Genomic DNA, 25,957 nt, shown 5'->3' with positions numbered 1-25,957 from the left:
ACTATGTGGTGTGGCTGCCATGATTGGCGGAGTCAATCCAAACAACAGTATTGCGTATCAATCGGGCAACAATGCGCCGGTTCGTGAACGTAGTGATGGTGCCAGAGCGCCGGCCTCGACGGCGGAAGATAACCGCGGCCAGGTGCGTCGCGATCTGACGCAGGGCGCGTCGCCTAACGTTGAAGCTCGAACGCAGACTTCCCCCGATGCCACCGAACGTCGAATTGAGGCCCGCAGAGCAGCTGAAGACTCCCGACTTGAACGTTTTCGCGCAGACGACGTTCCACTGAGCACTTCCCGTGCGCTATCTACCTTCGCCGATGTCGCTTCCGATGGCGAAGCGCCTGAGGGCGTGCTTACTGGCATCGATATCCGCGTTTAATGGTTTCAACTTCCGATTTTCCCGGTCTGGCAACTGCCCATAGCCCGCTGGGTGACTCTGTTCAGGCACAAGCCCTGGCAGAACTTCTTTCGATTCCTTTCCTCGGTATAGTCAAACCGAAACAAATCAGAGACTTTTCCACGTTGCTGTTTTCCGATGATCAAGGCCTCTGCCTACAGCTGACAGGAAAGGGAGCGCCGGGGCCTGTTCGGGCAGAATTCGTAAGCGGTAAAGCCGGCTATCGGCGAGAGCATGGGGGCGGCACCGGGCAGTTGATTGCCAAAGCTGTTGGGCTGCAGAAGACGCGAGAATCCATTGATGTCGTGGACGCCACCGCAGGCCTCGGGCAGGACGCATTCGTGCTTGCTTCTCTGGGTTGCCGGGTGCGGATGTTCGAACGATCACCGATTGTTCATGCGCTGCTTTCAGATGGTCTTGCCCGGGCGTCCCTAAACGCCGCGTGCGCTGACATTCTGCAGAATATGACTCTGGAATCGGGTGATAGCCGTGAATGGCTCGCTGGTTGTGAGCCGGGGTCAGTGGATGTGGTGTACCTGGATCCCATGTTTCCCCACCGGGATAAATCCGCTCTGGTGAAGAAAGAAATGCAGGTATTTCGACAGGTGGTCGGCGATGACGCTGATTCAGCGGGTTTGCTCGAGGCGGCTTTGAGCGCTGCTCGATATCGGGTCGTGGTCAAGCGACCCCGAAAGGCTGAGTCTTTACCCGGGCCTGCAGTAACCACAAAAATAGAAGGCAAGAGCAGCCGATATGACGTCTACGCCCTCAAGGCGCTCCCCTCAGGAGACTAGGTCACTCAGGCGCCCAGCATGGTGACTTGCTGAATAGCCTGGCGCTTCTCAACGCTCAAGACCAGTCGGGCATCCTCTGCCACTTCATCCAAAGCATCGCTGTAGCATAGATGGCCGTCCTGATCCTGGCTAACGACACCATTGCTTTGCAGGCTATTGATAAAGTTGCGGAACAGAGCCTTGTCGAAAAACTCCGGCGCATTGAGCCCGAACAGGATTGACATGCGTTCGGCCAGCAGAGTGCATTGTTCCTCCAGTGCCTCGGCGGTGACCTTGCCAGATCCGTATTTTCTCAGTACTCCGATGGCAATGTGGTAGCGCTCCAGAGTCTGGATGATAAAGCGGGACAGTACTCGAAGGCGCAGCATCGAATCCGTTCCTTCCTCTGGCCGGCTGATGTGGCTTCCTGATTCTTCCAAAAGCAGGCCTTTATCCACCAGCACGTTCACCCATTGATTGATCACGTTAGAGATCTCGTCTGTGCTGTATTTCAGGAACAGCTCTGATTTCAGGTACGGATAGGCCACGCTTGCCAGAAAAACGATTTTCTCTCTGCTCAGCGACTGTTTGTTCTCGAACAGGCTGGCAATGAGAGAGGGCAGGGCAAACAGGTGCTGGATGTTATTGCGATAGTAGGTCATCAAGATGGCGTTACTACCTTGCAGAGCGATAATGTCGCCCAGTTTCTGAGGCTGGCGGGAGACCAGGCCCATGTTTTCACAGTATTCGACCCAGTCCTTTCCCTCGCCATCCGGGAGAGTCACCGTGTCCGCGTAGGGAAACGAACGCAGCAGATCGGCGTATTGGTTCATCAAGCGGACTAACTGGCCTTCATCCATTGCCAGCCGTTCCGCGCCCAGCAGTGCCGTTGCGGTCAGGCCAATGGGGTTCACCGCCACTGCAGCATTGATATTGGACGCCACGCGGTTAGCGAGGTCGCTGACCGCCCGGTTAAGCCATTGTGGCCGGTACTCAGCGTCGTAAGCCTCTTCACGCCAGGTCGGGCGCACTTCGTCCAGTACATCCGCCAGAGGAATGGCATCGCCAAAGTTGACGGCGACTTTGCCGAACGAGTTGCTCAGCTTGCGAACGGTTTTCGCCAGAGTGAAAATGTTTTCTTTCTCTTTCTTCTTGCCTCGCAATTCGCCCAGGTAGGAGCGCCCCTCCATGACCTTCTCGTACCCGAAATAGACCGGCACAAACACAATGGGTTTGCGATGGTCGCGAAGGAAACTGCGAACGGTCATTGAAAGCATACCGGGCCTGGGCTGAAGCATGCGGCCTGTGCGGCTTCGACCGCCTTCCACGAAGTATTCCACCGAATAACCCCGGGAAAACATCACGTGCATGTATTCATTGAATACAGTGGCGTAAAGCGGATTGTCCTTGAAGCTGCGGCGCATGAAGAAGGCGCCACCACGGCGCAGTATTGGCCCTACAATCGGCATGTTCAGGTTGATTCCAGCAGCGATGTGGGGCGGCATCAAGCCGTTTTTGTAAAGCACGTAGGACAGCAGCAGGTAATCGATATGTGAGCGATGGCATGGCACATAAACCACAGCGTTGTCCTGGGCTACTTCCTTTACAACCTGCACGTTGTTGACGGCAATGCCTTTGTAGATCCGGTTCCACAGCCAGGACAGCACCACTTCCAGAAAGCGGATGGTGACGATGGACATGCTGGCGGCAATTTCGTCGGCGTATTTGTAGGCTTTCGCCCGTACCTTCTCGGGTTTGGCGTCGTCTTTGAGGGCGGTTTCCCGAATGGCTTCTTTTACAGCCTGGGTTCGCACCAGGCCACTGACCAGAGTGCGTCGATGAGATAGGTCTGGCCCAAGTACGGCCTGTCGAACCCGGCGAAAATGAGTGCGAAGAATCCGGGCGAGCTTGCGGTTAGCGCGCTCCTCGCTGTGACGGTACTCCGACACAACCTGTTGCAGGGAGAGCGGCGCATTGAACTGAACATAGGTGCTGCGGCCGTGAAGCAGAATAATCAGAAACTTTTGCAATCGACCCGCAACTGACCAGCTATCGGACAGAATCAGTTTGACCAGGGATTTTTCTTTGTCGGGCGAACGTCCCCAGAACAGCGAGACCGGAACTATCTGAACGTCCTGATCAGGGTTTTCCAGCCCATGGTAGACCAGGTCTTTGAATTCGCTGGTTTGCACGGGCTTGCGGCGGCGACGCATCAATCCACCGGAACGACCATACAGAAAAAAGAAGGAATGGTTAGGGCCGTTTTTGACCGGCAATGACGATTCCGCACCTGGTAACCCTGCTCTTAGCACTTCCTGCTCGAGTACCAGACGGCTGGACAGCGAGACATATTGTAGAACGTAGCAAACCGGCTTGTCGGGATCGATTCCCAGCGCCTCGGTGTCGTTGCCGCTGACGTCCGTGCGCACCCACAGAAACAGGATCTTGCGCAGAAAAGTCAGGAACAGGCCGTAAAGGCCCTGAAAAAATCGCATACACAGTGGCTCCGGTTCACCAAATCAGGCGCTAGTTTACTCGCTTGCGCGAGACGCTGAAAGCCGGGATCGCGTTCAGTTGTGGCGGGGGGATGTGATACATTTTCGCAATACGGCTTTTTTAGTTTGTATCCGTCCCTACCACCCTGGAAGCAAATCATGTCGCAGTGGAGCCCCGGTTGGACAGAGAGTACACCTGCAGACTCGGATTGGGTGCTGGCGATGGCCGATGGCCAGGTTGTCCGCCCCACCGATGGCTGGCTGCACGCCTGGTCGGCACTGGAACCGCTTGCCAGAAGGGTTCCCGGACCGGTGTACGTCGGTGAATGGCATCAGCAGCCGGTATATGCCGTGGATGTGAGTCATGCTGACATCGGCAACTATGAGACAGTTCCTCTGCGCGATGCATTGGTGCTGATGGATGCGGCGCCCGCTGAATTACTGAGTACCGGTTCGCAGGTTCTTCATTGGTGGCATGATCACCAGTACTGTGGCCGTTGTGGGTCGGAAACCGATCGCCATCCACGGGAGAGGGCGCGTTGGTGCGATGCTTGTCAGACGCCCTGGTACCCGAGGTTGGCCCCTTGCATTATCGTGGTGATTCGTCGGGAAAATCGGCTCCTGTTGGCTAGGTCGTCGCGAACCAAGTTGTATTTTTTCAGTCTGATCGCAGGGTTTGTCGAGCCAGGCGAGAGCATTGAAGCCGCCGTCGCCAGAGAAGCTAAAGAGGAAACGGGCCTCGATGTCACCAACATTCGTTACCAGACTTCGCAGCCCTGGCCGTTTCCACATCAGCTAATGCTTGGTTTTTTTGCCGATTACGCCGGCGGTGAGCTGGTTCTTCAAGAAGATGAAATCGCCGAAGCAGACTGGTACGAGCCAGGCGCCTTGCCGCCAGTTCCACCGTTGACAACCATTTCAGGGCGCTTGATTCGCTCTATGGAGGAGACTATTCGGGCGTCGGAGGCTTCCAATTGAGTCAGCCCAGAATACTCGTCTTTGACTCGGGCATCGGCGGCCTGAGCATTGCGGCGTGCATTCGTCAGGCATTGCCCGGCGTCAGGTTGATGTACCTGGCAGACAGCGCCAGGTTTCCCTACGGCGCTCAGACCGAAGCTGTGGTCATTGAGCGAAGCAAAGCGCTGATTGCCGAGGCGCTGAGTGCTTTTCCCTGCGACGTGGTCGTCGTGGCCTGTAATACCGCCAGTACGGTGGTTCTTCCTGAACTCCGATCCATGACGGATACGCCAGTCATCGGCGTTGTACCGGCCATCAAGCCAGCAGCGTCCCTGTCCCGGAATCGGCGCATTGGGTTGCTGGCCACTCCGGCAACGATCAAAAGGCCTTACCTGACCGATCTGGTCGAGTCGTTTGCCAGTGACTGCTCGATTGAGCGGATTGGCCATCCTGAGCTGGTGAGATGGGTTGAAGGGCAGCTGGCGGGTGAGCAGTTGCCCGAACAGGCGTTAAGCCGGGCCTTGCAGCCATTTCGCGATGCCGGTGTGGATACCGTCGTGCTGGGCTGTACGCATTATCCATTAATCAAGCCGCTGCTCCAGAAGCTGCTGCCAGAGGTTATTCATTGGGTGGATTCTGGAGAAGCCATTGCCAGGCGAGTTGAGTGGTTGCTTGAGCAGGCCGGAGCGGAAGGGTCAGCCCTGAAACGTCCTTTGCCGGGGCGACCTATGGAAGGTGCTCTCTTTACCGGGGCATTACCTGAAGGGGTAGACGGCTTTCTGGCCAGTCTGAACCTGTCAGCCGACCAGTGTTTGGGACACTGGCCAGCAAAGGGCGGGGTCAGATCAGCCGAGTCAGCTTAAACATGGCCAGGAATTCCAGCGCAGGAATCGATCGGCGGTGGCAGCAATAGGTCTTGAAAACCTCGCCACGGAAACGCGATTTGGTGAACTCAAGGCCTTTGAAGTTGTACAGGAAATTTCCCTTCTCATAGACACCATGCATGATTCGCTTGAGCAGCCGGCTTTCCTGGTGTTCAGTTTCGTCGTGCAGGGACATGGGGATCAGCCCCAGGTCCAGATAAGGCACGCCTTCTTCGCGGAACACGTCCATGGCGTAGGCCATCAGCGTGTAGAAAATACCCTGGCGGAAATCCGCATTGGCCCGTGAGATGTTCGGTACGTAGCTGATGATCTCGTTGTTGCGGTAGATCGGGTCGAAATAGATAAAACCGACTGCTTTGCCGTCCTGATAGGCGTAAAAATGACGCTCGTTTTCACGGTATTCCATCTCCATCGGGCGAATCAGGAATCGAATCTCTTTGCTTTTACACTTGCGGGTGCGAATCCAGGCGTCAGAGATTTCGCGGGTATGGTCGTCACTGAACCGCTCTTTCACGGTAATGCCTTTTTTCTCCGCCTGGTTCAGAGCGGTTCTGAGGATCTGCTTTTTTTTGCCGGACAGGGACCAGTTTTTCAGGTTGATGCGGGACTCACTGCCAAACTGGGTGCCGTAAAGGCCAAAGCGACGATACATGAAGTCCACGACCGGCTTGGAAACCTGAATATAGCAGGCGCTTGGAAAGCGCTGATGGAACTTTTCCAGGATTAATTCAAAGTGCTCCGGTGCTGCGACAGGATCAGACAAGACAAATACGCCGCCCCACTTGCGCATGTAGGCAATGTAGCCAACGCCAGGCAGGTCGAAATAGGACATGTTGGGCTGAAGTGTGGAGAAAGACTGGGAGTGCACGCCGTGTTTTTTCAGATACCCCACCCGCTCGGTGTGAGTAAAGGCTCCGGCATCAATCGACCGTATTCCGTCTAGCGATAAAATCTGATCCGTCATTGTGCTTTCTCCCCTGTTATTGTTTTGACGCCCACGTCATCCCGCTTTTTTCAAGCTTGCTTCTGGCCGAGAATGGACCAGTAGCAATTCATGTTAAGAAGCTTGAAATGCTTCTTCTCGGTAACATGCAGGCCCAGGCGCTGCATGTGCTCGGGGTAGTTGTATATTTTGTGGAAGGCGTTGTTGGCCACTAGCCAGAATATGAACACCGCCATATACCAGTACAGTTTCTTGAACATGCGGGCGACGATGTTGCCCGTTGGATAGCAGAAATCGCCGACGACAATGCTGGCGTCTGATTTGCCCAGCCGGATCAGATGCTCCAGAACACGCACCATCATGTCTTCATCGAACACATTGAGGAAAAAGTTCGCTACGACCATGTCGTACTGGTCATAGTCCTCGACTTTCATGATGTCGTTATGGATGCGGCGGATGTTCAGGTGGGGCGCTTCTTTCTGCTGTGCGTCGCCAAACTTCCTCAGCATGGTTTCTGACAGGTCTACTACGGTCACATCGGCGCCGAGTTCTGCAGCGCGAATGGCGTCCCGGCCATGGCCAACACCGGCAAACAGAATGCGGTCGCCCGGCTTGACGGTTTCCACATCTAACATGGCTGTTTTGCAGCGATGGATGTTCTTGCCGCTGTAGAGATTGCTCAGAAAATCGTAGACCGGTCCGATGTATTTGTACTTATCGCGCATGGTGACTTCTGCCTGTTCAGATCGATTCGGAACTTTCATCGTTATTGTCGTTTTTGGAGCCACCTTGATGGTGGAAAAGATGAAAGCGCTTGATGAATTCGAGCTTAGAGAAGTGGCAGGTCCAATTATGTGCAGTACTGCGCATTTCCGGATACACAAAGTTACGCTTTGCAATACTTTGCAAACCAGATCAACATTTTAAATCGGGTTGTCCGACAATGGATTATCGAAAAACAGAACCGGCCGAAAGGCAGTTCAGTGGGCTTTCCAGAAGGGAGTAGCAGCGTTTCTGATCAGAAAGAGGCCGCTTGAGCAAACGGTTGGCCAAGCACTTGTTCAATGACTTCTTTGGGGCGAGCCGGGCCATAGAAGAACCCTTGTACCTGGTGACAGCCGAGTTTCTTCAGGTAGGCCAACTGCTCGTAGGTTTCGACACCTTCGGCGACGATTTCCAGTCGCAGACCATGGGCCATGGCAACAATCGCATTCACGATACATGCTTCGTCTTCCCCACTGCGGATGCCCCGAACGAAAGATTGGTCGACCTTGAGTGTATGGATGGGCAGACGATGAATGTAGTTGAGGGATGAGTAGCCAGTGCCGAAATCGTCAATGGCGATACGAACGTTAAGATCAGCCAGTTCCCGAAGCTTTTGGCTGATGTGTTCCAGATCCGTCATGATCACATTTTCGGTAATTTCAATTTCCAGGTTGCCAGGCGGAAAATTGTGTTGTTTGAGTTGCTCCATGAGCGTCATAACGAACCTGGGGTGCTCTACCTGCACTGGTGACAGATTCACCGCCAGGCGCAAGCTGTTATGCCCGTTCCTGATCCAGTGGCCAACGTCTCTGCAGGCGATATCCAGAACACGTTCGCTGAGTCGGCCGATCAGTTTGGTCTCTTCCGCTAACGGTAAAAAATCCCTGGGATAGAGCAGGCCCTGTTGCGGATGCTCCCATCGCACCAGTGCTTCAAGGCCCACGACCCGATTGGTGGTGGAGCAAACCTGTGGCTGGTAATAGACTCGTAGTTCGTCTCTGTCCAGGGCCAGTCGAAGATCCCGCTCCAGATTCAGGCGATCAGCGGTATCCACACTCATTGTTTCCGAAAAGAAGCGGTAACCGTCTTTGCCTTTCGCTTTTACGTGGTACATGGCGATATCCGCGTTCTGAATCAGTTGATCCATCGACTCGCCGGCATCCGGGTAGGTCGCGATGCCAATGCTGACGCCCACAAAAACCTCGTGGCTGCCGAGCTGGAAGGGCTCTCGCAGCGCTTCGATCAGCTTCTTGGAGATCTGGCGGGCATCCTCATGACTAGTGATAGATGGCAGTAACAAGGTAAATTCATCACCGCCAAATCGTGACAGGGTGTCTCCCTTACGCAGGCATTTTTCCAGGCGATGAGTCACGGCTTGCAGCAGCCTGTCACCCATGGCGTGTCCCAGAGTGTCATTGATAACCTTGAATCGATCCAGATCTAGAAACATCACGGCCAACTTCTGATCATTGCGGCGGGCGTGGGTAATGGCCAGATCAAGCCGATCCTTGAACAGAGCGCGGTTAGGCAGGCGCGTCAGCAGATCGTGGTAAGCCTGGAAGTTGATGAAGGCTTCCGCTTCTTTTCGTTCAGTGACATCCCGGGCAGTGCCGTAATAGCGGGCGTCGTTGCGGTGACTGCCGATGTCTCCTTCCTGTAACCAGGTGTCTGGTTCAATCGGAAATGCCGTGATTTCGAAATGGCGTGTTGCCTTGCGACTGCCCCGAGTCTTGAGTCGGACCTCCAGTGTTCGCGGATTTTGGGAGGAAATGTTTGGTCCGGTCATGGCGTAGGTTCCCCGAGCCAGGTCCCGGTTGTCGAGTATGTTGCGGAAATGGCGTCCCAAGAGCTCGCATTGCTGATAGCCGAGAAGGCTTTCCACTTTGCTGTTTACGAAGCAGAATCGACCCTGGTCATCCAGCATAAACACGATATCCGGTGAGCTGTTCACGATGTAGCGGTGAAGCTCTTCGGATTTTTCCAGACGCAGACTTACGCGCTCGTGGGCTTTGATCAACGAACGTTTGCTGAGAACGCCCTCAACAGTTGCCAGCAGCTCTTCCGGATCGAACGGCTTGCGGATGTAGTCAAGAGCGCCACGGCGTAAAGCACGACTGACTGCGGTAAAGGAGCTTTCACCGCTGACGACGATGACGCCACAATCCGGCTGTGCCATCGACAGCTTTTCCATCACCTCGAAGCCATCCACCTCTGGCATTCGCAAATCCAGCATGGCGAGGTCGAAGTTATTAGCGTCAATGGTTCTGAGCCCCGCCTTGCCGCCTTCCGCTTCGGTCACATGATAACCTTCCGCTGAAAGCAGGGCGGAAAGGCTAGCAAGCAGTCTTGGGTCGTCATCAACCACCAGGATTCGCGCTGCCTGTTCGTCGCCAGGAGTCTTTTGGGTGCTCACAGGAGTCATGTCATTTCGCTCGTCATTCTTCGTCAATCGTCAATTTCTTGGTTTTTAACTGCCATCGGAAACAGCACCCTGAAGGTGGTTCCGGCACTTCCTGTGCGGCAGTTGATGATGCCCTCCATGTCATCCACAAGTTGTTTCACTACGCTCAGACCAAGGCCACCATGGCCCTGACCCTTGGTACTTTTGACCGGAGAGAACAGGTTCTGCTGAACTGTCGGCGGCAGTCCGTCTCCCGTGTCAGTTACTTCCAGTTCTACCCAGGTGCGCCCACTTTGCCAGATTGGGGACACGCTGCGAATGGTAACGTCGCCCGCATCCGTCAGGGACTCTGCAGCATTGCGCACCAGATTGATCACTATTTGTCGAACAATAGCTGCTGGCGCCGCAATTGTCGTCGAGTCCTCGCACAGTTGTACGCTCAAAGTCTTATTTTCGTCGCTAAACAGCCCTTCTTCCAGTAAGTCCTGGAGCATTTTTAGTTCTTCATTGAGGTTGCATTGTTCGTTAGGTGCGCTGCTAATACCTTGCCAGCGTTTACCGATCTGAAGCAGCAGATCTCCCGCGCGATCCAGTTCTTCACGGATGACGTCCAGTTGTTGGTGTACTTCAGTATCTTCAAGGCGATTGCGCAACTGATAGATGTACTGGCGGATGATCGTCAGCGGGTTGCTGACTTCATGCACCTGGCGACGAATGGCCTGCTGAGCCAGCTCCTCTGCCATCGCATCCTGGTGCGAGTCCTGGCTGGACTGTATTTCAGCCAGCGCTCGAGAAAGCTGGTTGCAGAACAGGCTGGCGATGTCTCTGGTGTGTTCGGCGCTTTCGGTGTCGGTGCCTACGACAAATACGCCAGCGCACTTGTCTCGGCCGCTGACGGGAAGCGCGATCAACGAAGGCGCATGCAGCAGGCTCATCAACTGTCGGTCAAGGACGGTCGGAGCTCTGTCGCCCAATACCAGTGTGGCCGATTTGGCAAACGCTTCTGTCATAAGGCTGCTGGCAGAGTTGACGGACACGTTCATGTCAGGCGGCTCGCCGTTGCTGGTGGAATAGAGCGTCAGGCCGTCTTCGGAGTGGCCAAAGTAAAGTGATGGCAGGCCAGTGATCAGTGTCAGGCTGGTTACGGTGGCCGCGAGGCATTTCTGGGTGCTGTCATTTAACGGAACCAGCCCCAGCGCCTGATTCGCCATGGCCTGGCGGAGTACTTTCTGTTTCAGTTTTTCGTGGGAAGCGCTGGCGTCGTAATCTGATGACAGTGGAATGCCCATGGATTTGGCTACTCCCTCAACTTCCTGATCAATACGGCGATTAATCTCGCGGGTCAGTTCTTCGTTGAGGCCGAAAATTGTGCCGGCTGCAGCAATGCCAGCCGTATCTGCCTGAGCCAGGCGGGTTGCAAGGCTGATCAGCTTGACCAGATGTCCCGCATCGCGAATATCAACTGGCATAGCCTGCTGATACAACATGGCGTCAGCAGCCATCGGCCCCAGACCCCAGTCGCTGACCAATCGGGCGGCGATTTCTGATTGATGATCAAAGTAGTACTGCTGGGCATCCCCCGGAGGCGTTTTCAGGGCAATTAACTCGCCCACGTTATGAAGCATGCCAAGCATGAAGGCCTGGTCGGGTTCGGGGTATCGGGTCAGGGTCGCCAATGCCCGGGCGGTCATCGCAGTGGTCAGCGAATGCCGCCAGAAATCCCGTAATTGCTGCCATTGATCAGCGGCCAGTTCATAGAGAATCTGGCGCAGGGCGGCGGTCAGAATTAGTGTATGGAATCGATGGGTGCCCAGGCGAAGAAGCGCCTGATCAATGGATCGTATCTGAGTGGCCGCTCCGTAAAGAGAGGAGTTTGCCAAGGCCAGAATGCGAGAAACCAGGGCAGTATCCGCTGAGACTATCTCACTGATGGTGCGGTAATTTTCATCCTGATCACAGGCTTCCAGTGCTCGGAGAGTTACCTCCGGCAAGCTTGGTAGCTGGATGTCAGGAGCAATTTCCATAAATCTGCCTGCTTCCGGGCCCTGCTATTTTGCAGGGTAGGACATTTGTTCAATTTTTGCCCATGAGATTGGCCAAAAAAACCGTTTATTAGCTAGTTACAGCTGTAAGTTTAAGCAGATTATTGACCAAAAATTAATGCCTGTACACTTTTTACACGCATTTGTGTGAAATATTGATCTTTCGACCAAAGTCACATAGGGCTGTTTTGGCTACAGACTTTTGAAAGTAACAGGTACACTAATGCAAATTTCCTGCACGGTTACCAATCAGCCACGCTATGGAATTTCTCGCTGACAACAAGGCGCCAATGAAGGACAACGCTCCAGCACCCCAAGCTAGCAGGCAGCCACGAACACTGGCGATCACTGGTGGAAAGGGTGGTGTCGGTAAAACGTCTGTGGCCCTCAATCTTGCGCTGACGCTGGCCAGACAGGGCTCCCGAGTTCTATTGCTGGATGGCGATACCGATCTGGCGAACGTCAGCATCATGCTTGGTCGTTATCCGAAGCGGACTCTGGCCGATGTCATGTCTGGCCAGAGTTCCATGCGGGACGTCATCATGAGAGTGGATTACGGCCTCGATATTGTGCCTGGGGCCTCTGGTGTCGATCAGTGTGTCGATATGGACCCGGCAGATAGCCTACGAGTGTTAAAGGCATTATCGCAGCTGGAAAAGCGCTACGATTATGTCATCACCGATACGGCCTCTGGCCTTCAGGCGACCGGTATGCACATGATCGCGGCTGCCGAGTTGGCCTGTGTTGTGGTGACGCCAGACCCCGCTTCCCTGACAGACGCCTTTTCACTGATCAAGCTGCTTGTTCGACGCGGATATCGTCGTACTCCCAGCATTCTGGTGAATATGGCACAAGGGGCGAGTCAGGCCAGAACAGTTTTTCAGCGACTCGATGGAGCTGCTCAGCGCCATCTCAATATTCCTCTCCATTACCTGGGAGGTGTCTGGCGTGATGAAACACTGCGTCAGTCAGTTCTGAATCAGCGCCCTGTTGCTCTGCTACCAGAGTCCGATCCGTCCAGCCGCCAGTTCCGCAGCTTGTCAGACATGCTGAACGTGCGCTTGCGACAGCTCCAACCGAAAAAGGCGGGTGTCGCGGCTTACTGGTATCGTGTGTCTGGTAAGCGTAAACCTCCGGAAGTCCCACCTGCTAAGACGGAGGAGGCGGCACCAGAAGCCGTCGCGGATTCCGATCTTCAGGCCTGTCAGAAAATGATCTCTGATCTTGGTGATCTGCTAGCCGCCCGCGGTGACTCGTCATTGCTGCGTTATGACGCGTTCAATCAGTTTTTTGCACTGTTGGGGCGCACAATGGATGAAGACACCGTCGAGATGCTCCAGACCGGGCTGGCCTCATTGCCATGGGAAAAGCTCGCCGATGAACAACGCAAACAGCTCGCTTCGCATTTAAGGCATTTGGCGGGCGAAATTGATCCTAAGCCCCGTCCGGAAATAGCGGAGGCTGCCCCAATACCCCCCCACAGAGAGGCCTATTACGATCGCGTCAGTTTTGGAGAGCAAAGCCGACTGCTGCAGGCGCTTAAAGAACAACCTGCCGATATCACGCTGGATCAACTCCTGAAATCTCTCTCTCAAACCGGGCACTCTCGAGGCTGAAGCAGCCTCAGGATACCTGTATTAAAACGTCATTTTATTAACGCTTTTTGTATCGTAATTTTGCTGCGTGTCACCGCGTGGTCACAGTTTCTGTGTAAAAATTGAACGTATTACGGGTTGGTCGCGGCTTCCACCTAAGTCGAACTGAATAAAAAGTGGCCTACAAAATGCAGGACAGGGATGAACAGGTTAGAGGGCAGGTAACGCCCCTCACTCGCATTGATAGGCAAAACACATTTGGATGAGAAGGAGTTCTCGATATGGCGAACAAGCAATCCACCTCCGGTGAATCGGTCTCTGGTGTTCTGGAACAGCTGAGCGGTAAGCACGTACTGATAACGGGCACCACCGGGTTTCTGGGCAAAGTCGTTCTGGAAAAGCTGATTCGGGGTGTTCCGGATATTGGCGGTATCCACTTGCTGATCCGCGGTAACAAAAAGCACCCGGACGCTCGCAGTCGCTTTATGGAGGAGATTGCAAGTTCATCGGTTTTTGATCGTCTGCGTCATGACGACAACGATGGGTTCGAATCCTTTATCGAGAGCCGCGTTCACTGCATCACCGGCGAAGTGACTGAGCCGCGGTTTGGCCTTGACGCCACGGCGTTCAGGGAGCTGGCTGGAAGCGTTGATGCCTTTATCAATTCCGCAGCCAGTGTGAACTTTCGTGAAGAGCTGGACAAAGCGCTTCAGATTAATACCCTGTGCCTCCATAACGTAGCAGCCCTGGCGGGTTTCAATCGCAACATGGCCGTCATTCAGGTTTCGACCTGCTACGTGAATGGCAAGAATTCCGGACAGGTCACCGAATCGGTGATAAAGCCCGCAGGCGAACCTATCCCGCGCAGCAATGACGGTTACTACGAGATTGAAGAATTGGTGCATTTGCTGGAAGACAAGATCGCCGACGTGCGCGCGCGGTACTCCGGTCAGATGCTGGAGAAAAAGCTGGTGGATCTGGGGATTCGCGAGGCCAACCATTACGGTTGGAGCGACACCTATACCTTCACCAAATGGCTGGGCGAACAGTTGTTGATGAAGTCGCTGTCTGGCCGGTCGCTCACCATACTGCGACCTTCCATCATCGAGAGTGCGCTGGAAGAGCCCGCACCGGGCTGGATCGAAGGCGTCAAAGTGGCAGATGCCATTATCCTGGCTTACGCCCGTGAGAAAGTGTCGCTGTTCCCGGGTAAGCGAAGCGGGATTATTGATGTGATTCCGGTAGACCTGGTGGCCAACAGCATCATTCTTTCTATGGCCGAAGCGCTGAGGGTGCCTGGCAAGCGTCGCATCTATCAATGTTGCAGCGGAAGCTCGAATCCGGTCTCGCTGGGCGAGTTTATCGACTGCGTTATGGCCGAGGCCAAGCATCACCACGAAGACTATCAGCAGCTTTTCTACCGCAAACCAACCAAACCATTCGTAGCGGTGAATCGCCGTCTGTTTGATCTGGTTGTAGGAGGGCTGCGGGTGCCGCTGTCTCTGGCTGATAAGGCGCTGCGCTTCGCTGGCCAGACCCGGGAGTTGAAAATTCTGAAAAATCTCGACACCAGCCGTTCACTGGCGACCATATTCGGTTTCTACACGGCTCCGGATTACATCTTCAGAAACGACTCGTTGTTGGCGCTTGCATCACGAATGGGAGAGTTGGATCGAATTCTGTTCCCGGTGGATGCGCGCCAGATCGACTGGTCACTGTACCTGCGCAAGATTCACATGAGCGGTCTGAACCGTTATGCGCTGAAAGAACGGAAGCTTTACAGTCTTCGCTCGGCAAGAGCGCGTAAAAAAGCGGCCTGATTAAAGCTTGATTCCTACCCCTGTAGGCCGGGCATCTGCCCGGCCTTTTTGTTGTTGTTTTCGTTATCCCGTCTATCCTTACGTTAGGTATCCCGGCTTCGGGATTTGTTGCATTTCATCTGCTGACCCGGGCCAAAACTGCTGGCGCATTAGTACGTTAGTCTAATTCATTGTTTACTGGTGCGCGTGTTGAACTAGGGAAAACGTCTCCAGGGCCGCCGGGCCCGCACGCTCAGATTTCAAAACAATCAACAATGACGACAGACTCTGACTTTAAGGGGGAGCGCTATGACTGCCAAAGAGGTTTATCCAGTAAGCCCAGAGGTGGCGAAAAGAGCCTTGGTGAATCAGGAGCAATACGAGGAAATGTACCGCAGGTCGGTTGAAGACCCCGAAGGATTCTGGGGTGAGCACGGCAAGCGAATTGATTGGATTAAGCCCTACACAAAGGTCAAAAACACCACTTACGACTACGACAATCTCTCGATCAAGTGGTTCGAAGACGGGCAGTTGAATGCCTCTGCCAACTGCCTTGATAGGCACCTCGAAAAGCGGGGCGACAAAACGGCCATTATTTTTGAGGGCGACGACCCGGCCGATTCCCGCCATGTCACCTACCGCGAGCTGTACGAGGAAACCTGCAAGTTTGCCAACGTATTGAAAGATCAGGGCGTAAAAAAAGGCGACGTGGTCACCATTTACATGCCCATGGTCGTTGAGACCGGAATTGCGATGCTGGCCTGCGCCCGTATTGGCGCGATTCATTCTGTCGTCTTCGGCGGTTTCTCCCCGGAGGCGCTCGGCGCTCGCATCGCAAACGGTAAATCCCGGTTTGTGGTGACGGCCGATGAAGGTGTTCGTGGTGGCCGCAAGATCCCGTTGAAGAAGAACGTCGACGCGGCGCTGACGAAAGAAGATGCCGCCAAAGTGGACAAGGTCATTGTGGTCAAACGTACCGGCGCCGATGTGCCCTGGAAAGACGGCCGTGACGAGTATTACGAAAATCTGATGAAGGGCGCGTCAACCGATTGTGCCCCTGAGCCCATGAACGCGGAAGATCCACTGTTCATGCTGTACACCTCTGGCTCCACCGGGGCGCCGAAGGGCGTGCTGCACACGACGGGCGGTTACATGGTCTTTACGTCCATGACGCACGAGTATGTGTTTGATTACCACGAAGACGACGTCTACTGGTGTACGGCAGATTTTGGCTGGGTCACTGGCCACAGCTACATCCTTTACGGCCCGCTGGCTAACGGCGCGGTGACGGTCCTGTTTGAAGGTGTGCCCAATTACCCGGACACCTCTCGTATGGGGCAAGTTGTCGACAAGCATAAAGTCAACATTCTGTACACCGCGCCGACGGCGATCCGCGCGCTAATGGCAGAGGGTGAATCCTGCATGAACGGCACGACGCGTGAGAGCCTGCGGTTGATGGGTTCGGTGGGCGAGCCCATTAACCCGGAAGCCTGGGAGTGGTATCACCGGGTCATCGGTAACAGCAAGTGTCCGATCGTGGATACCTGGTGGCAGACCGAAACTGGCGGCATTCTTATTTCGCCATTGCCAGGAGCCATTGATCTCAAGCCCGGCTCGGCAACCAAGCCATTCTTCGGGGTTAAGCCGGCACTGGTCGACAACGACGGCAATATTCTGGAAGGCAAAACCGAAGGTAACCTGGTCATTCTGGACAGCTGGCCAGGCCAGATGCGCACCATCTTCGGTGACCACGAGCGTTTCAAACAGACCTACTTCAGTACCTATAAAGGTATGTACTTCACCGGTGATGGGGCCCGCCGCGATGAAGACGGATATTACTGGATCACCGGTCGGGTAGATGATGTATTGAACGTGTCTGGCCATCGACTGGGCACTGCCGAGGTCGAAAGCGCACTGGTTGCCCACAGCAAAGTCGCCGAAGCGGCGGTTGTTGGCTATCCTCATGACATCAAAGGTCAGGGGATCTATGTTTATGTGACTCTGGTCCACGGCGAAGAGCCTACTGAAGAGCTGCGCAAGGATCTGGTTCAGTGGGTGCGCCAGGAAATCGGGCCGATTGCGTCACCGGATGTGATTCAGTGGGCACCTGGCCTGCCGAAAACACGTTCCGGCAAAATCATGCGGCGCATTCTGCGGAAGATTGCGTCAAACGAACACGACCAGCTGGGCGATACCTCCACGCTCGCCGATCCGGGTGTGGTGGACGAACTGATCAGCGGTCGAGCTGACTCTTGAGGAAAAAACTGAATGGCACAATCCATAATCGTCGCTGATGATCATCCCCTGTTTCGGGCAGCATTGAAGCAGGCGGTCAGTCAGGCGGTACCTGATGCGCAGACAGTGGAAGTGGACAGCATCAAGGCACTACAGGCGGCGGTTGAGTCGCACCCGGATGCGGATCTGGTTCTGCTGGATCTGAACATGCCGGGTGCCCACGGCTTCTCTGGTCTGGTCTTCATGCGTGGGCAGTACCCGGGGCTGCCGGTTGTGGTGGTTTCTGGTTCCGAGGAAATGCAGGTGATGCGCCGGTCAATTGACTATGGCGCATCTGGCTTTATACCCAAGTCTGCGCCGCTACCAACCATCACGGAAGCTATTCAGGCAGTGCTTGAAGGCGATGTGTGGCTTCCAGACGGCGTGGCCGACAAGCTTGAGCAGATGCAATCTGATACGACGGATTTCTCGGAGAAGCTGGCGTCGCTGACGCCGCAGCAGTTCCGGGTGCTGGGAATGCTGGCAGAAGGTCTGCTCAATAAACAGATTGCCTACGATCTGGATGTGTCAGAGGCAACCATCAAGGCACATATTACCGCCGTGTTCCGCAAGCTTGGCGTGCGAAATCGAACCCAGGCGGTCATTGCGATTCAGCAGATGGAGATCGATCCTTCGGATACGTCGCTCTCGGGTAGCTGAAGAGCGCGAAATGTGTGCTAGCCAGGAAAACGGGAACACTGTTCCCGTTTTTTTTGCCCATAAAAAACACAGGCGTACTCTAGTGACTTATTGAAATTTCATTATCCAATAAAAATACCTTGTAATACGGGATTTCATACTATAAATTCAGCGTACATATGTACTCTGAAATATAAAAGGATGAACCATGAATGCTGCTGTAAAGCCTGAGTCAATCGCGGCATCGGCGTTTGGCGCGCCTGATGAGCGCGACATCAGGGACAGGATGCGCAAAGAATTACCGTCGGATACGTTCAAGGCTCAAACATGGAGGATCGTCTGGTTTCTGCCGCTACAGATAATGATCTGGGGTGGGCTGGCGCTGATCCTGACAGCAGGGTTGGCCTGGTACTGGAATCTGGGGCTGGCGGTTCTGGTGGGTCATAGCATCGGGTGCCAGGCGTTCCTGGCTCACGAAGTGCTGCATGGCGCCCTTGGTATGAGCAAACGCTGGCAGAACTTCTTTGGCTGGCTTGGGTTCGGCCCCTTTGTGGTGCCGCCGGAATTCTGGCGTAAATGGCACAACGTCGTGCATCACGGTAATACCAACATGGGTGATGCAGACCCGGACAGCTTCGGAACATTGCGTCGATACAATGCGGACCCCAGGCAGAAAAAATTTACCCGCCTGGCACCTGGATCCGGCTCCTGGTACAGCTATCTCTTCCTGGTATATTCCTTTACGTTTCACGCGCAGTTGGTACTGTGGTTTCAGGCTAAGAAACGTAAACAGTTCAAAGGGTTTGATCGCCGTAAGGCCATTGTTCAGTCGATGGTGTGCGTCGCCGGTTGGCTCGCTCTGGCGGCGTTGTCAGGGCCGCTGGCGGTATTCACGGTGGTGATTCCATTCATGGTGGCCAATGCGCTTGGGCAGGGTTATATCCTGACTAACCATTTTCTGCGTCCGCAGACGCCAACCAACAATCCGCTGGATAATTCCATGAGTCTTCGCAGTCGGTGGTTGATGGATCGTCTGCATTTCAGGTTCAGTCATCATGTTGAACACCATTTCTTTCCTAAAATGGCGTCCAACAAGGCTCCGAGGGTAAGGCAGTGGCTGGAAAGCCAGTATCCTGAGCGTTACGTGGCCATTCCTCACGGCACGGCGCTGAGACTCCTTTACTCAACGCCGCGCGTTTACAAGTCGGCGACCGAGCTGGTGGACCCAAATCGGCCAGAAAAGGTGTTCAACCTGCTGCCGTTACAGCAGCAGTATAAGGCGGGATAAGCGTCAGCCTTTGCTGGCGTAGCCCAGTTTTTTGTCCACCAGATTGAACAGTTCCTGGCCCTTGTGCCAGCGGTCCAGGTTGTCCAGGAACTGATCGGTCAGTGCTCGTTTCCAGCCAATGAAGTCCCCGCACATGTGGGCTGTCATGATGACATTGTCCATATCCCAGAGTGGGTGATCGGAGGGCAGAGGCTCTTCTTCAAAGACGTCGAGCGCGGCGCCGGCAATCTCGCCGGTCTTCAGAGCTTCGACAAGGTCGTCGGTTTTTACCACCGGACCGCGTCCAATGTTGATCAGGCGCGCTGAAGATTTCATGGCCTTGAATGTTTCGGTGTTAAATAATCCCTCGGTTTGAGGCGTCAGGGGCGCGGCGATCACCACGAAATCTGCCAGTCCGAGCTGTTCGGTCAGTTCATCGTTGCCGTGCACTGCGACGAAGTTGTCGTCATGACGAGGAGTGCGTGCCATGCCATGCGGTTTAAGCCCAATCGCTTTGCAGAGTCGGCCGATCTGCCCGCCAATCGAGCCAGCACCTACCACCAGCACTTGCTGGCCTTCTGCGCGCTCGGTATCCCGGTGCTTCCACTGATGATTCGCCTGTAGCTTCATGGAATTGGGGAAGTCTTTCGCGAACATCAAAATGGTGCAGAGTACGTACTCAGCAATGGTGCGATCGAAGATGCCACGAGCATTGGTTACCGTCACATTGCCTTCGATCAGCTCGGGAAACATCAGCGCGTCCACGCCTGCGCTGGTAGCATGTATCCATTCCAGCTTGTCGGCGGATGGCCAGGCGGCAGCCAGGGCCTCGGTGCGGAAATCCGTAACCATCATCACGTTGGTGCCAGGGAGGGTGTCATTCAGCGTGGCTTCGTCCCAGGCCATTCGAACCTCAGCCCGCGCCCTCAGCGCATCCATTCCGGGAGGTTCTTGCTCTCCAGGTGCTGTCAAAACGGTTACGACCGGCTTGGTATGTTGAGTCATCTGTCCTCCACTGAGACTGGTATCCGGATCAAGACCACAGTCTGGTATCAAGCCCGTCAGGGGTCAACCAGAAGCCACCTTAGCCAAAGGTCGCAGGTCAGATTTGACTGCTTTTAGAGCATTTTTTTTGCGGGCTGAAATGTTTCGGATTTTTCTCTTGTACGGCTTGGGCATACTGGCTAACCTGCGAGTTGACTCATTGTTTTACTCCCCGCCCAGGAGGTGTTTATGGCTGGAGCCGTCAATAAAGAAACCGGTCAGGCGAAGCCGCGGAAAGTCAGGTACCGCAAGTCCAAGGCAAGCTGGAACCCTGCCATGCAGGCAGTCCCAGTGCCCGGGATTCGCCGGATGGTCAACATGGCGGCCACCATGAAGGATGTTATTCACCTTTCCATTGGTCAGCCTGACCTGCCCACGCCGCCCCATGTCATCGAGGCGTACATTGATGCCCTTAACGCTGGCCAAACCGGTTACACCATGGATGCGGGGCTTCCCGAGCTGTTGGTGGCGCTGCGGGATTATTACGGCAAGCGATACAATCGCAAGCTGACCCGGGACAACATCTTAATTACCAGTGGTGCCACTGAGGCGATGTACCTGGCCATTTCGGCGACGTCGGCGCCGGGCCGTCAGTTCATCGTGACGGATCCTTCGTTCCTGCTGTATGCGCCGCTGATTCGTATGAATGGCGGTGAAGTGAAATTTGTTCCTACCCGTGCGGAAAACAACCACCAGCTTGATCCGGACGAAGTGATCCGCGCCATGGGTTCGCGCACTTTTGCTTTGATATTGAACAATCCGAACAACCCGACGGGGGCGGTCTATCCTCGTAGCACTGTTGAGACAATTCTCGAGGAATGTGCCTATCGCGGCATTCAGGTCTATGCCGATGAGGTGTATGACCACCTGATTTTTGACGACGAAGACTTTGCCAGCGTGCTGAACTGTTCGATGGATCTGGACAACATCATGTGCATCAGCAGTTTTTCAAAAACCTACAGCATGGCGGGCCTGCGTGTCGGATGGGTGATTTCCAGCCAGGCGGCCATCAAGTCCCTTCGCCGGTTCCACATGTTCACCACGTCTGTCGCTAACACACCGTCCCAGTTTGCCGGGGTGGCTGCACTGACCGGTGATCAGCAATGCGTGAAGGATATGGTGGATATCTATCGGGAACGTCGTGACAAGACGGTTGAGCTCGTAGAGCAGACACCTTACCTCACCGGTTATAAACCGGGTGGGGCATTCTTTGCATTTCCTGATCTTCCGCCCCATGTGGACGGATCGGATATCTGTCTGCGCATGCTGAAAGAAACCGGCGTGTGCATGGTTCCCGGTGACGCCTTTGGCGAGCATTGCACCAACGCCGTACGGATCAGTTTCTCAACCACCTGCGAGAAACTTGAAGAAGCCTTTGACCGCGTCATCCCCTGGATGGCGAAACAGCAGTTCTAGGCCCATGTCCGCCCTGGATTCGGTACTGGTGCAATGCCCGTACTGCTGGGAGACGCTGGATATCAGCGTGGATCCATCAGTGCCGGATCAGGAGTATGTAGAAGACTGCCAGGTATGTTGCCAGCCGATCGTGGTTCACGTAACGCTGGATGAAAACCTCGTTCCCTCCGTTAATGTTTGGGCTGAAAATGACTGATCGCGTCCGTGCTTTTCACGATTTGTTCGAGGGAAACGCGCTGCTGCGTTATCTGACGGCTTTTCTTGTGTTTTCTCTGATAGGTGGGTGTGCCAGTTTTTCACCTTACTCAGTGTCCGAGGCGACCATTGAGCGGCATCTCAAAGACGCAGTAGCGGACTTTGATCGCCAGCAGCTCCAAAGCGGCTCTCCACTGGCTTTGTCCCTGAAAGATGCGAACATCACCCTCGGACCGGATGGGCGCGACGTCGCAGTGATTGATGTGGCTGGGCAGGTATCCCTCAATGCCCTGATGGTGAAGTTGCCGGTAGACATTGCCCTGAAAGTGGAGGGCTCGCCGGTTTATGACAGCAAAGAGAAGGCGGTTTATATCCGGCGGCTCCAGTTGTTGGAGAGCAGTGTGGAATCGTCATTCTTCAAAGGCGATCTGAAGCCGGTGACCGATAATGTGATGCGAGTGGTCGCCCAGATGCTTGAGACCATGCCGGTCTACCGGTTGGATGAGAGCGATCCTACCCAGAAAATGTTTGGCCTGGTGCCACTGGATATTCGAGTAGCACCAGGCCGGCTTGAGTTTGTGATGGCAGAGTAGGCGCTAGCCTGCCTGCTTGATCCTGCTACAGACTGCATCGCCAATCTCTCGGGTACCGCGTTGGCTACCCGAATTCTCTGCCAGATCCGCCGCAACCGCATCGTAGAGCGCCTTGCCGGCCGCATCGAGTGACGGTTCCTGGCGGCCCAGCCATTCCAGCATTCTCGCTGCCGTGAACAACATGGCCGTAGGGTCAGCCAGTCCTTCGCCCGCAATGTCTGGCGCGCTGCCGTGGGTGGGCTCGAACATAGAGGGCATGTCCGGGTCGTCCGGGTTCAGGTTGCAGGACGGCGCTACGCCCATGCCGCCAGACAGCACGGCTGCTAGATCCGTCAGAATATCCCCCTGCAGGTTGCTGGCGACTACTACGTCAAAGGCCCAGGGGCACTGGACGAACTTCATGCACGCCGCGTCCACCAACTCGTGGTGCGTAGCCACATCCGGGTATTCTTTCGCCATTTCCTCAAAGGCTTCGCTGTACATGTCACCCCAATGGCGCAGCGCGTTGCGCTTGGTGATGATGCAAACCTGGCTTTCACAGGTTTTTCCGTCGAGGGTTTTAAACTGCCGTGGGCTGCCTTCAGCGGCCCGATCGCTCGCCCGTTTTCTGGCCTGTTCAAAGCCATAACGAATAATGCGATCGGTAGCGTGGCGAGTAAACACCTCCATTTGTGTGGCGACCTCGTCAGGGGTTCCCTTGCGAAGGCGGCCACCCTGGCTGACGTATTCGCCTTCGCTGTTTTCACGAATCACCAGCATGTCAATGTCTTTCGCTCGGTCGTCAGCCAGATACTGGCGAGCGCCCGGCAGCAATCTGGCAGGGCGTTCGCACACCCATTGATCAAAGCCTTTGCGCATGTCCAGCAGTGGCGCCAGGGAAATGCTGTCGGGTAGCAGGTAGCGGTCAGGATTCGATACGGGTCCTGGGTCCCCCAGGGCGCCAAGCAGAATGGCATCGTAGGCCTTCAACTGCTCAAGTGCGTCTGAAGGCATGGATTCACCGTGTTCTTCGTGCCAAGCATGGGAAGGCCAGGGCAGACTGGTCCAGTCCAGGGGCAGGTTATGCCTGGATTTCAGCAGCTCCAGGCAGCGCACTGCCTCGGCAACGACTTCAGGGCCGATTCCATCACCGGGGGTGACGGCAATGCGGAAGGTTTTCGGCATACCATTACTCCTTGAGACCATAACGTACGTAAATAGTGAGTGTGGTTGAGTGTAGCTGTGTGAAGCTGGGTTTCCACAAGATTTAACAGCACTGCATTTGTTAAGTTGGCTCTATTCTCTATAGTTGCATGTAAAAGGTCATAAATGGCTGGTCGTTGACGCAAAAAATTTTGGAGTAGCCGTGGATAAAATCGGTCTAACAGGCCCTTCTGAGTTCCCTTCAACCCTGTTTGATGAGTCTCATTGTGAGCAGTGTGAGTGCGGTGCGGGCCTGGGCTTCGATTTCACTTTCGCTTTTCAGCCTATTGTGGATGCCGAGACCAAGAACGTCTATGCCTACGAAGCCCTGGTCAGGGGTGCAGACGGAGGTGGGGCGTGGAGTGTTCTATCAAAGGTGAATGAGCAAAATCGTTATTCGTTCGATCAGGTTTGCAGGGTGAAAGCTGTGAAGCTGGCGGCGCGGCTGGGGATGGAAGCGCTACTAAGCATCAACTTCATGCCTAACGCCGTGTATCAGGCAGAGTATTGCATCCGAACGACTCTGGCCGCCGCAAAAGCCGCTGATTTCGATACCCGTAAACTTATTTTCGAACTGATCGAAACCGAGGAGCTGGGATCGATCGATCACTACGTGGATATTATTCGCGCCTACCAGAAAATGGGTTTCCAGACTGCACTGGACGATTTTGGTACCGGGTACTCACGGTATAACATCCTGATGGCCAGTCCGCCTGATATTCTGAAGCTGGATATGGAGTTGGTTCGGGACATTGATAAAGAAGCCAACAAACAGGCGATCGTTGCCGGTATCATGACAATGATGAGCCAACTTGGTGGTAAGGTACTTGCCGAAGGCGTGGAAACGCCACAGGAATACTTCTGGCTCAGGTCGCAGGGCATTTCTCTGTATCAGGGGTATCTGTTTGCAAAACCGGGATTCGAGACGCTTCCGGAGCCGGTTTTTCCTGACTGACGACTGTACTTTACTGACATTGAGGGGTTTCTTTTGCTGTATCGCCTGATCACGATCATCGGTGGCCTGATTTTTGTTGTCGCGCTCTATGGCCTGGTCTGGTTTTTCTGCAAGAAATTCCTGGAGCATCACGGCGTGACGGAGCAGGTTTCTGACCGGGCGACGGTATTGGCCACCTGGACATTCGCAGGTATCAGTATCGGGCTGGTGTTTGTGGTTGCGGGTGCTTTTCTGCTGGGTCCCTGGGCGTTCTATCGCACACTTCGCGGGCATGATGCGCCGGTGTCCGACGTTGCGGCTATATGGTGGGGGTTTGGCATCGTCTCCGCATCCCTGCTGCTGACAGCCGCTGGGTTTCTGGGATTCCTTAAACTGGTTGGAGCTTACTGACCCCGCTCACGCAATCTCCTTCAGCTGGTCCCTGAACCAGATCAACGCGGGCTCTTTTTCATAGGCTTTGTGCCAATACAGGTGCACGTCGATATCTGGCAGGTCCACCGGTGGTGTCAGAATGGAGATATCGGCGCGCTCTGCAATAATTCTGGCGTAGATCTCCGGCATGGTCAGTAGCAGGTCTGACGCTTCCACCACCCGACAGGCGGCGTAGTAGTGCTGGCAACGTAGCCGGATCTCTCTTTGAACGCCCAACCTCGACAGCTCGAAATCCTCAATGCCCGGACCTTCAGTACGGGAGGATACCAGCACGTGCTTGGCTTCCAGATACCCATCCATTGTCATCGGGCCCTGTGCCAGCGGATGGCCCGACCGGGCCAGCACCACCAGCCGATCTCTGCGCAAGCGTTCGTGGGCCGTCTGATTGCTGACAGGCAGCAACACATCTACCGCAAAATCCAGCTTGCCAGCGGCTAGCTGGGTTTCCATGTCACGCCTGGGAATTCTCTGGCTGCTGATTTCCAGTTCAGGATAGCCTTCCAGGCGTTGCATCAGCTGTGGCAAAAAGGTGGATTCCAGTATGTCCCTCAGGGCCAGAGAATAGGTTTTCCTCTGACTGGCGGGGTCAAAGGCGTGAAACTGATTAACCGAACTCTGGATCTGAGTCAGCCCCGGCCGCATGGATTCCAGAAAGCGCCGGGCCAGTGGGGTGGGCACCATCTGATTTCCCTGGCGGCTGAACAGTGGGTCGTCGAAATGCTCCCGAAGCCGTGACAGGGAATGACTCACGGCCGGTTGGGTCAGGTGCAATGCCTTTGCCGCACGCGTCAGGCTACCTTCGCGATAAATCGTATCGAATACATGCAGCAGGTTCAGATCCAGCCGGTTCAACGCCACGTGTTATCCCTCCAAGAATTACTATTCTTTATGATGGAAGATAAGAAA

The 25,957-nt window shown here is 54.8% G+C and carries 22 protein-coding genes; 14 read left to right on the top strand and 8 right to left on the bottom strand.

Annotated features, from left to right (window positions below; all coding sequences use genetic code 11):
* The first annotated feature begins 19 nt into the window (after nt 1–19).
* Nucleotides 20–382, top strand: coding sequence for a UDP pyrophosphate phosphatase (locus QLQ17_RS12740; protein ID WP_283210166.1), 363 nt, complete (start codon nt 20–22; stop codon nt 380–382).
* On the top strand, nt 382–1,194 hold the full coding sequence (locus tag QLQ17_RS12735) for a class I SAM-dependent methyltransferase (RefSeq protein ID WP_283209953.1): 813 nt from the start codon (nt 382–384) through the stop codon (nt 1,192–1,194). The genes QLQ17_RS12740 and QLQ17_RS12735 overlap by 1 nt, the downstream gene beginning before the upstream one ends.
* 5 nt (nt 1,195–1,199) lie before the next feature.
* Here QLQ17_RS12735 and plsB read toward each other — a convergent pair whose 3' ends face one another.
* The gene (gene plsB / locus QLQ17_RS12730) at nt 1,200–3,668 is read right to left on the bottom strand and encodes a glycerol-3-phosphate 1-O-acyltransferase PlsB (RefSeq protein ID WP_283209952.1); all 2,469 of its coding nucleotides are present in this window, start codon (nt 3,666–3,668) and stop codon (nt 1,200–1,202) included.
* Between the two features lie 159 nt (nt 3,669–3,827).
* Between plsB and nudC the strand changes: the two genes are divergently transcribed.
* Nucleotides 3,828–4,646: an NAD(+) diphosphatase gene (gene nudC, locus QLQ17_RS12725; RefSeq protein WP_283209951.1), complete on the top strand. Its 819-nt coding sequence runs from the start codon at nt 3,828–3,830 to the stop codon at nt 4,644–4,646.
* Nucleotides 4,643–5,488, top strand: a complete 846-nt coding sequence (gene murI / locus QLQ17_RS12720) for a glutamate racemase (RefSeq protein ID WP_283209950.1) — start codon at nt 4,643–4,645, stop codon at nt 5,486–5,488. Before nudC ends, murI begins: the two co-directional genes overlap by 4 nt.
* Here the strand turns inward: murI and QLQ17_RS12715 are convergent.
* The 4 genes from QLQ17_RS12715 to QLQ17_RS12700 all read right to left on the bottom strand — a co-directional run bounded on the left by QLQ17_RS12715 (nt 5,466) and on the right by QLQ17_RS12700 (nt 11,642).
* The gene (locus QLQ17_RS12715) at nt 5,466–6,473 is read right to left on the bottom strand and encodes a DUF2156 domain-containing protein (RefSeq protein WP_283209949.1); all 1,008 of its coding nucleotides are present in this window, start codon (nt 6,471–6,473) and stop codon (nt 5,466–5,468) included. The two genes, murI and QLQ17_RS12715, sit on opposite strands and share 23 nt — an antisense overlap.
* Before the next feature lie 50 nt (nt 6,474–6,523).
* Entirely contained in the window at nt 6,524–7,177 is a 654-nt protein-coding gene (locus QLQ17_RS12710; protein WP_349306800.1) for a class I SAM-dependent methyltransferase, read from the bottom strand.
* A 293-nt stretch (nt 7,178–7,470) separates the two neighbouring features.
* Complete coding sequence (locus QLQ17_RS12705) at nt 7,471–9,639, bottom strand: EAL domain-containing response regulator (RefSeq protein ID WP_283209947.1); 2,169 nt, start codon at nt 9,637–9,639, stop codon at nt 7,471–7,473.
* Between the two features lie 23 nt (nt 9,640–9,662).
* Nucleotides 9,663–11,642, bottom strand: a complete 1,980-nt coding sequence (locus QLQ17_RS12700) for an HDOD domain-containing protein (protein WP_283209946.1) — start codon at nt 11,640–11,642, stop codon at nt 9,663–9,665.
* 278 nt (nt 11,643–11,920) lie between these two features.
* On the opposite strand from QLQ17_RS12700, the gene QLQ17_RS12695 reads away from it, so the two are divergent.
* The 5 genes from QLQ17_RS12695 (at nt 11,921) to QLQ17_RS12675 (ending at nt 19,255) form a co-directional block, all read left to right on the top strand.
* A complete protein-coding gene (locus QLQ17_RS12695; protein WP_283209945.1) occupies nt 11,921–13,276 on the top strand; it encodes an AAA family ATPase in 1,356 nt (451 codons plus the stop codon).
* Nucleotides 13,277–13,536: 260 nt separating this feature from the next.
* Nucleotides 13,537–15,075, top strand: coding sequence for a fatty acyl-CoA reductase (locus QLQ17_RS12690; RefSeq protein WP_283209944.1), 1,539 nt, complete (start codon nt 13,537–13,539; stop codon nt 15,073–15,075).
* A 288-nt stretch (nt 15,076–15,363) separates the two neighbouring features.
* Complete coding sequence (gene acs, locus QLQ17_RS12685; RefSeq protein ID WP_283209943.1) at nt 15,364–17,310, top strand: acetate--CoA ligase; 1,947 nt, start codon at nt 15,364–15,366, stop codon at nt 17,308–17,310.
* Between the two features lie 12 nt (nt 17,311–17,322).
* Complete coding sequence (locus tag QLQ17_RS12680) at nt 17,323–17,988, top strand: LuxR C-terminal-related transcriptional regulator (RefSeq protein WP_283209942.1); 666 nt, start codon at nt 17,323–17,325, stop codon at nt 17,986–17,988.
* Between the two features lie 187 nt (nt 17,989–18,175).
* The gene (locus tag QLQ17_RS12675) at nt 18,176–19,255 is read left to right on the top strand and encodes a fatty acid desaturase family protein (protein WP_283209941.1); all 1,080 of its coding nucleotides are present in this window, start codon (nt 18,176–18,178) and stop codon (nt 19,253–19,255) included.
* Between the two features lie 3 nt (nt 19,256–19,258).
* On the opposite strand, the gene QLQ17_RS12670 is transcribed toward QLQ17_RS12675, so the two are convergent.
* The gene (locus QLQ17_RS12670) at nt 19,259–20,239 is read right to left on the bottom strand and encodes a D-2-hydroxyacid dehydrogenase (RefSeq protein ID WP_283209940.1); all 981 of its coding nucleotides are present in this window, start codon (nt 20,237–20,239) and stop codon (nt 19,259–19,261) included.
* 228 nt (nt 20,240–20,467) lie between these two features.
* Between QLQ17_RS12670 and QLQ17_RS12665 the strand changes: the two genes are divergently transcribed.
* From QLQ17_RS12665 to QLQ17_RS12655, 3 genes are read left to right on the top strand one after another with little or no spacing between them, the layout of a single operon-like run.
* Nucleotides 20,468–21,694, top strand: a complete 1,227-nt coding sequence (locus QLQ17_RS12665; protein ID WP_283209939.1) for a pyridoxal phosphate-dependent aminotransferase — start codon at nt 20,468–20,470, stop codon at nt 21,692–21,694.
* A gap of 4 nt (nt 21,695–21,698) precedes the next feature.
* Nucleotides 21,699–21,890 carry a CPXCG motif-containing cysteine-rich protein gene (locus QLQ17_RS12660; protein ID WP_283209938.1) on the top strand — a complete coding sequence of 64 codons (192 nt, stop codon included), beginning with the start codon at nt 21,699–21,701 and terminating at the stop codon, nt 21,888–21,890.
* Nucleotides 21,883–22,482, top strand: a complete 600-nt coding sequence (locus QLQ17_RS12655) for a YceB family lipoprotein (RefSeq protein ID WP_283209937.1) — start codon at nt 21,883–21,885, stop codon at nt 22,480–22,482. The genes QLQ17_RS12660 and QLQ17_RS12655 overlap by 8 nt, the downstream gene beginning before the upstream one ends.
* Before the next feature lie 3 nt (nt 22,483–22,485).
* Here the strand turns inward: QLQ17_RS12655 and QLQ17_RS12650 are convergent, their stop codons facing one another.
* Complete coding sequence (locus QLQ17_RS12650) at nt 22,486–23,646, bottom strand: isocitrate/isopropylmalate dehydrogenase family protein (RefSeq protein ID WP_283209936.1); 1,161 nt, start codon at nt 23,644–23,646, stop codon at nt 22,486–22,488.
* Nucleotides 23,647–23,836: 190 nt separating this feature from the next.
* On the opposite strand from QLQ17_RS12650, the gene QLQ17_RS12645 reads away from it, so the two are divergent.
* Both QLQ17_RS12645 and QLQ17_RS12640 read left to right on the top strand, forming a co-directional pair.
* On the top strand, nt 23,837–24,619 hold the full coding sequence (locus tag QLQ17_RS12645; protein WP_283210165.1) for an EAL domain-containing protein: 783 nt from the start codon (nt 23,837–23,839) through the stop codon (nt 24,617–24,619).
* Nucleotides 24,620–24,652: 33 nt separating this feature from the next.
* The gene (locus QLQ17_RS12640; protein ID WP_283209935.1) at nt 24,653–25,009 is read left to right on the top strand and encodes a hypothetical protein; all 357 of its coding nucleotides are present in this window, start codon (nt 24,653–24,655) and stop codon (nt 25,007–25,009) included.
* A gap of 6 nt (nt 25,010–25,015) precedes the next feature.
* Here the strand turns inward: QLQ17_RS12640 and QLQ17_RS12635 are convergent, their stop codons facing one another.
* The gene (locus QLQ17_RS12635; RefSeq protein WP_283209934.1) at nt 25,016–25,909 is read right to left on the bottom strand and encodes a LysR family transcriptional regulator; all 894 of its coding nucleotides are present in this window, start codon (nt 25,907–25,909) and stop codon (nt 25,016–25,018) included.
* Between the last annotated feature and the right edge of the window lie 48 nt (nt 25,910–25,957).

Source organism: Marinobacter sp. CHS3-4 (assembly GCF_030053415.1).
Lineage (GTDB): Bacteria > Pseudomonadota > Gammaproteobacteria > Pseudomonadales > Oleiphilaceae > Marinobacter.
The sequence above is the reverse complement of the archived record's forward strand: the minus strand, read 5'-3'. Positions and strand labels throughout refer to the sequence as shown.

Excerpts from the sequence above, each read along its gene's own strand:
- QLQ17_RS12740 (WP_283210166.1), top strand. The coding sequence starts at position 20 with ATGATTGGCGGAGTCAATCCAAACAACAGTATTGCGTATCAATCGGGC.
- QLQ17_RS12735 (WP_283209953.1), top strand. The coding sequence starts at position 382 with ATGGTTTCAACTTCCGATTTTCCCGGTCTGGCAACTGCCCATAGCCCG.
- plsB (WP_283209952.1), bottom strand. The coding sequence starts at position 3,668 with ATGCGATTTTTTCAGGGCCTTTACGGCCTGTTCCTGACTTTTCTGCGC.
- nudC (WP_283209951.1), top strand. The coding sequence starts at position 3,828 with ATGTCGCAGTGGAGCCCCGGTTGGACAGAGAGTACACCTGCAGACTCG.
- QLQ17_RS12715 (WP_283209949.1), bottom strand. The coding sequence starts at position 6,473 with ATGACGGATCAGATTTTATCGCTAGACGGAATACGGTCGATTGATGCC.
- QLQ17_RS12710 (WP_349306800.1), bottom strand. The coding sequence starts at position 7,177 with ATGCGCGATAAGTACAAATACATCGGACCGGTCTACGATTTTCTGAGC.
- QLQ17_RS12705 (WP_283209947.1), bottom strand. The coding sequence starts at position 9,639 with ATGACTCCTGTGAGCACCCAAAAGACTCCTGGCGACGAACAGGCAGCG.
- QLQ17_RS12700 (WP_283209946.1), bottom strand. The coding sequence starts at position 11,642 with ATGGAAATTGCTCCTGACATCCAGCTACCAAGCTTGCCGGAGGTAACT.
- QLQ17_RS12695 (WP_283209945.1), top strand. The coding sequence starts at position 11,921 with ATGGAATTTCTCGCTGACAACAAGGCGCCAATGAAGGACAACGCTCCA.
- QLQ17_RS12690 (WP_283209944.1), top strand. The coding sequence starts at position 13,537 with ATGGCGAACAAGCAATCCACCTCCGGTGAATCGGTCTCTGGTGTTCTG.
- acs (WP_283209943.1), top strand. The coding sequence starts at position 15,364 with ATGACTGCCAAAGAGGTTTATCCAGTAAGCCCAGAGGTGGCGAAAAGA.
- QLQ17_RS12680 (WP_283209942.1), top strand. The coding sequence starts at position 17,323 with ATGGCACAATCCATAATCGTCGCTGATGATCATCCCCTGTTTCGGGCA.
- QLQ17_RS12675 (WP_283209941.1), top strand. The coding sequence starts at position 18,176 with ATGAATGCTGCTGTAAAGCCTGAGTCAATCGCGGCATCGGCGTTTGGC.
- QLQ17_RS12670 (WP_283209940.1), bottom strand. The coding sequence starts at position 20,239 with ATGACTCAACATACCAAGCCGGTCGTAACCGTTTTGACAGCACCTGGA.
- QLQ17_RS12665 (WP_283209939.1), top strand. The coding sequence starts at position 20,468 with ATGGCTGGAGCCGTCAATAAAGAAACCGGTCAGGCGAAGCCGCGGAAA.
- QLQ17_RS12660 (WP_283209938.1), top strand. The coding sequence starts at position 21,699 with ATGTCCGCCCTGGATTCGGTACTGGTGCAATGCCCGTACTGCTGGGAG.
- QLQ17_RS12655 (WP_283209937.1), top strand. The coding sequence starts at position 21,883 with ATGACTGATCGCGTCCGTGCTTTTCACGATTTGTTCGAGGGAAACGCG.
- QLQ17_RS12650 (WP_283209936.1), bottom strand. The coding sequence starts at position 23,646 with ATGCCGAAAACCTTCCGCATTGCCGTCACCCCCGGTGATGGAATCGGC.